The 5,604-nt window shown below is 44.3% G+C and carries 5 protein-coding genes; 4 read left to right on the plus strand and 1 reads right to left on the minus strand.

Annotation, left to right across the window (positions count from 1 at the left end):
- Positions 1-1,174: tetratricopeptide repeat protein (locus WS42_RS14050; protein ID WP_046451295.1), on the plus strand; the 1,174-nt coding region annotated here is incomplete at its 5' end.
- A 272-nt stretch (positions 1,175-1,446) separates the two neighbouring features.
- On the plus strand, positions 1,447-1,569 hold the full coding sequence (locus WS42_RS14055; protein WP_259320208.1) for a hypothetical protein: 123 nt from the start codon (positions 1,447-1,449) through the stop codon (positions 1,567-1,569).
- On the opposite strand, the gene WS42_RS14060 is transcribed toward WS42_RS14055, so the two are convergent.
- A complete protein-coding gene (locus tag WS42_RS14060) occupies positions 1,558-2,103 on the minus strand; it encodes an RNA polymerase sigma-70 factor (RefSeq protein WP_046404839.1) in 546 nt (181 codons plus the stop codon). The genes WS42_RS14055 and WS42_RS14060 overlap by 12 nt on opposite strands.
- A 136-nt stretch (positions 2,104-2,239) precedes the next feature.
- Between WS42_RS14060 and WS42_RS15705 the strand changes: the two genes are divergently transcribed.
- Positions 2,240-3,322, plus strand: a complete 1,083-nt coding sequence (locus tag WS42_RS15705; RefSeq protein ID WP_162610098.1) for a FecR family protein — start codon at positions 2,240-2,242, stop codon at positions 3,320-3,322.
- Between the two features lie 155 nt (positions 3,323-3,477).
- A partial coding sequence (locus tag WS42_RS14070) for a SusC/RagA family TonB-linked outer membrane protein (RefSeq protein WP_286728705.1) occupies positions 3,478-5,604 on the plus strand: 2,127 nt, incomplete at its 3' end.

Below are 5,604 nucleotides of genomic sequence, written 5' to 3' on the forward strand. Positions count from 1 at the left end.
AAGAGCTAAAAAAATAGACGATCAGCAGGCCGGAATCTATGTGTTGGCCGGAGATTTGTTATTGGAAAAAGGAAACAATGGTGAAGCCTGTAACCAATATGAACAGGCTATTTATTTTGATCCGTCCTGTACGGAAGCTTACGTTAAATATGCGAGAATTTATGCCCGGTCGAATGTGCAGAGTGGGATAGATATGCTCCGGCGTTTATTAGATAAAAGGTCGGATTGTATGCTCGCTCATCGGGAATTGGGGGAAATCTGTTACGAACATTCCCGTTATCAGGAGGCTGCACAAGCTTATGAAAAGTGTATCTCTTCGGTTTGTTGTTCGACCAGAGAACAGACCCGTTATGCGACGGTTTTATTTTACTATGGGGATTATAAGCATTCTTTGGAAGTGGCCAGACAGGTGGCGGAACTCGAGCCTCAGAACCAGGTTGTACAACGCCTGATGATGTACAATTCCTATGCACTCAAAGCGTATAGGGAGGGATTGGCACAGGCTGAAAAATTTTTTCAATCCGTCTCTCCGGAGGACATTATCGGGCAGGATTACTGGTATTACGGGCGTTTGTTGAAAGCTACCGAAGCCTATGAGCAGGCGATTCCCTGGTTAAAAAAATCTTTGCAATTGGATTCGGCTAATACGCAGATATATAGGGAAATCGCAACATCCTGGGAAAAGTTGAACTGCTACGACAGTGCGGCTGTTTATTATTCCGGTTTGATTGCTTTGGGTGGGAAAGAACTGACCCTGGCCGATTATTTCAAACTGGGTCAATGTCATTATCTGGCTTCGGCAGAGGCAGATTCGTCTGCAGCAGGAATAAAGCACCGGAATGAACATCTGAGGCTTGCCGACAGTATATTCGGCTATGTGGCGGCTCAAAAACCGGACAGTTATTTGGGGAATTTCTGGCGCGCCCGGGTCAATTCAGCCTTGGATCCCGAAACAGAGCAAGGTTTAGCCCGCCCCTACTACCAGGCTGCTGCCCAAATACTTGAAAAAGATACCCGAAAAAAACTGAAATTGATTATAGAATGCTATAGTTATCTGGGGTATTACTATTATTTACAAAAAGATATTCCTGAATCGAAAACCTATTGGAATAAAATATTGAATTTGCAACCCGAAAACGAAGTGGCCCGGAAAGCGATCGAGGGTATGAAATAATTTTAACGTCCGGGAACTGGTATACTAACCGATAAATTTGTTCAGGAGTACTGTCGCCGATTGTATTAAAGGTTTACGGAGGCGTTATGGACGGAATGGAGGCGGGAGATATCGTACGGCGTTCGAGATTGCCGGGCTAGCTGGATATCCGGGTTTATGCTTCGGTGAAGCGTGTCTGTCTGAGGTATTTCATCAGACTGAAACTGACCGGTGTGTACAGAAGGCGGCAGGGTAGGCCCTTCTGTTATTTTGTACCGACGATTCCGGGGAGGATGAAGAAATTGTTAAGACAGGTGAAACTGAATGGGAAGGCTTATTTTGAGGTGGTCCGGAACGAATACCGGTCTTTCATGGTAGAGACCGATGTTCGTCCCGGGCAGGGGTCAGGGGGATAACCAAAGTAAGAGAGTGGCCGGTAAGTAATCTTTCAATTCTTTCTTCAGATTTTTTAAAGCTATTTCCAGGTGTTTTTCGACAGTACGGGGAGATAAACCGAGTTCCGCTGCTATCGTTACAGCCGTTTTACGGTCAAAACGGTTCATCAGGAATATTTTCCGGGCTTGGGGAGGTAAATGATCGATGGCGGTTTCGATATGCTGCCGGAGTTCTGCTTCTACATAATATTCCCAGGTTAGCATTCCCGTAATATCCCTTTTTTGCAGGATTTTTTCCTGATATTCATTCCGGATTTTCAAGTGATCCAGATAGTTCAGACAACGGTGGCGGATAGATGTAAATAAATAGGCTTTTATATGATCCGTTCCCAAAATTCGGTTGTCTTCCCAAATGTGGATAAAAAGGTCGTGTACCAAATCCTCGGCATTTTCTGTGTTTCCTGTAAAACGGCTGGCATAAACTACCAGACCACTGTAATATTGTTTGAACAGGGTTTCGAATTTCTGGTATTCATCGGTTGAGCTAAAGGACATCACATGTAAATTTTTCCTCTTGATGCAAAGGTAAAAGATAAAATCAGGGTACTGCAAAAAAATTATTCTTTTAACTACGTATATTTTTGTTTTGAACTGTTTTCATGATATAAGTCGGATAAAAATGGATAAAATTATGAGAACAGATCCGAAACAATCGGATGAGAACCGGGAAGAAGCCGAACTGGAAGAAGCTTTGAAGTTGTGGATGGAGATCCGTCAGGTAGATCGAAAAAAAGGTTGGGAGCGGTTGGAGGCAGAAATAGGCCGGCAATACGGATTACGCCGACAGGAAAGGCGTCGTCGTTTGGGTTACTTTCGGTGGCTGGCTGCTGCCGTTATTTTATGCTTCGGGATCGGTGGGCTGCTTTGGCTTCAATCGGTACGAAAGCCTCAAACCGAGCTATTAGCCGATTGGGATAAACAACCTCGTCTGATATTAGAAAATGGAGAACAAATTTTGTTAGGCGGGGAGCAGGAAGTGAAGCCGGAAGAAGAAAACAGGAATTTTGTGATCGATCGCCGGAAGAAAAATATCGTTTATACTAACCGGCAGGGAGGAGAACAAAAAAAATGGCAGTACAATACCCTGGAAGTTCCCCGGGGGGCTGAATATGAATTGATCTTGGCAGATGGAACCCATGTGTGGCTGAATGCCGATACCCGTTTGCGTTATCCTACCTGTTTCAATACAGACGAACGGCGTGTGTATCTCGAAGGAGAAGCTTATTTTCAGGTGACGAAAGATACCGCACATCCTTTTCGGGTAGAGTCGGAGGCACAGGTTGTAGAGGTGTTGGGTACTCAGTTTAATGTGTATGCTTATGGACATGAGGAACAAACATATACTACATTGGTAGAAGGAAAAGTTGCTGTGACCGCGTCGGCTTCGGGGCAGCACGTGCAGCTTATGCCCGGTCAGCAAGCCTCGCTCGGCCGGCAAGGAGGGGAGATCGTTGTCGGTGAAGTGAACATTCAGCAGGTGGTAGATTGGAAAAATGGCATGTTTGTTTTCGATGATCTGAGTTTGGAGGCTATTCTCCGCAAAGTGGCCCGTTGGTACGATGTCGAAGTATTTTACCGGAATCAGCAGGCTAAAGCGATTGTTTTTAAAGGAAACCTTCCCCGTTACGGAGAATTGCCGGAATTACTGAAAGTATTGGAGAATAGCAGTGAGGTACATTTTTCGTTAAAAGGAAATGCTTTGATTGTAGAATAGAAAAAGAGGAAAAAGTTGGTCGCTTTTTCCTCCTGAAAAGAAAACATCTGTTGGTCGCAGATGAATTGTTTAACTAATGTCTTTACAAAATTATGAAAAAAAACGCAACATGCTGGCTTTTCCCTTCGGGAAAGTGGTGGAAAATTCTCTTAATTATGAAATTGAAGATTTTTTTTCTTCTTGTCAGTCTCGGTACTTTACAGGCTGCCGGTTATTCCCAGGACAGTCGGTTCAATCTGAAGAAAAATGATGTGTTGCTGACAGAGGTACTTCAGGAGCTACAGCAACAGTCCGAGTATCGTTTCTTTTATCAGAAAGACATCTTTCAGCAGGCAGACAGAGTGAATGTGGATATGAAAAATGTTTCCTTACGGCAGATCCTGGATGAGGTCCTGATACGTCATGGATTCAGTTACGAGATGATAGATAAAGTGATTACCATCCGAAAGATACAGCAACAAAAAACTGCCGGACGGAAAATTACCGGTATCGTTATGGATACACGCAAGCAGTCGTTGCCTGGAGTGACTGTCTTGTTGAAAGGTACTGCTTTGGGTGTGGTGACCGACAAAGAAGGTCGGTTTAACATCGAAATACCCGAAACCGATCCCATTGTATTGGTATTTTCTTTTGTTGGGATGAAAAAGCAGGAAGTGACTTACACTGGACAAGAAGACATTCAGGTTGTTATGGAAGAAGAAGTTACCGAAATGGATGAAGTGGTGATTACCGGATATCAGGTAATTGACCGCAAGAAACTGACCAGTGCCATTACTTCGGTGAAGGCCGAGGATATTATGATTCCTGGGGTAAACTCAATCGATCAGATGCTCGAAGGCCGAATCCCCGACCTGATGCTGACTACCAATTCGGGCGAAGTGGGAGTGGTGCCGCGTTTGAGGATTCGGGGAACTTCGACCTTGGTTGGCAATCGCGAACCGTTGTGGGTTGTCAATGGCGTAGTGGTGAACGATCCGGTGCCTTTGGATTCGGATGTGCTCAACGACCCCGATTATGTAAATCGCATCGGAAATGCGATTGCCGGATTAAACCCTCAGGATATCCAACGGATAGATGTATTGAAAGACGCTGCTGCAACTACACTTTACGGTACACGTGCTGCTAATGGGGTGATTGTTATTACCACTAAAAAAGGACATGTTGGTAAACCTGTCGTACGCTATAATATGACGACTACTTACAAAAGACGCCCACGTTACAGCGATCGGAAAATTGACCTGATGAATTCCAAAGAACGGATTGATCTGTCGCGCGAATTGGCGGCAGCCTCCTATTTATACCCATCGGATATGAGTATTGTGGGGTATGAATATTTATTACAGCAATTGTATGCAGGAGTGATCGATGACGAACAATTTGCCATAGAAGTGAAAAAGTTGGAAAACAATAATACCGATTGGTTCGATATTCTGACAGAAGATGCTTTTTCGCATAACCATACCCTGAGTATTTCCGGTGGTACCGACCAATTGCGTTATTATTCTTCCGTGGGGTATACTAAAGACAATGATGTAATCAAGGGACAGGGCATTTCGCGTTATACCGGAAACCTGAGTCTGGAATCGGATTTGACAAAATGGCTGAAAGCATCGATGGATTTCAATGCTAACATCAGCGAGCGCAATTATGAACAGAGTGCTGTCGGGTCGGTCAATTATGCTTATACCACTAGCCGGGCGATTGCGGCTTACGAAGAAGGCGGAGACCTGAGTTATTACCAAAAACGCTACAATTCATTCTATCGTTATGATTTCAATATTTTAAATGAAAGAGCGAATAGCTATACCAAGCAGGAGAACAGTGGTTTTGATCTGACTTCCCGGCTGATATTTCGTTTTACAGATTGGCTGAACGGGGATGTACTTTTCAATTATGCCGTTTCGAATGCCGATAATGAAGATTATTGGGGTGAGAGTACCTATCATGTCGCTTGTATCCGTAAATCGAACTATGGAGTGGCTGCTCCTTCTGATAGCGAACTGCCGTATGGCGGAGAATTATCGGAACAGAACACCCGGAATAAAACTTATTCTTTGCGCGCGCAGCTGAACCTCAATAAATATTTCGGCGAGGAAGAAAAACATAATATCAATGGAGCCTTGGGGTACGAAATGTCTTCTTCCCGCTATAAAGGATATCAGAACACGAGCCGTGGGTATTATGCCGATAGGGGAAAGAACTTTACCTCCGTCGGTGCTTCCGACTATTCGAAATATACGGCCTGGGTGATGAATAATCAACCGAAGATCACCGATAACTTG

It is taken from the genome of Odoribacter sp. N54.MGS-14 (assembly GCF_000980295.1).
GTDB classification, from domain to species: domain Bacteria; phylum Bacteroidota; class Bacteroidia; order Bacteroidales; family Marinifilaceae; genus Odoribacter; species Odoribacter splanchnicus.

Excerpts from the sequence above, each read along its gene's own strand:
- WS42_RS14055 (WP_259320208.1), top strand. The coding sequence starts at position 1,447 with ATGAAGAAATTGTTAAGACAGGTGAAACTGAATGGGAAGGCTTATTTT.
- WS42_RS15705 (WP_162610098.1), top strand. The coding sequence starts at position 2,240 with ATGAGAACAGATCCGAAACAATCGGATGAGAACCGGGAAGAAGCCGAA.
- WS42_RS14060 (WP_046404839.1), bottom strand. The coding sequence starts at position 2,103 with ATGTCCTTTAGCTCAACCGATGAATACCAGAAATTCGAAACCCTGTTC.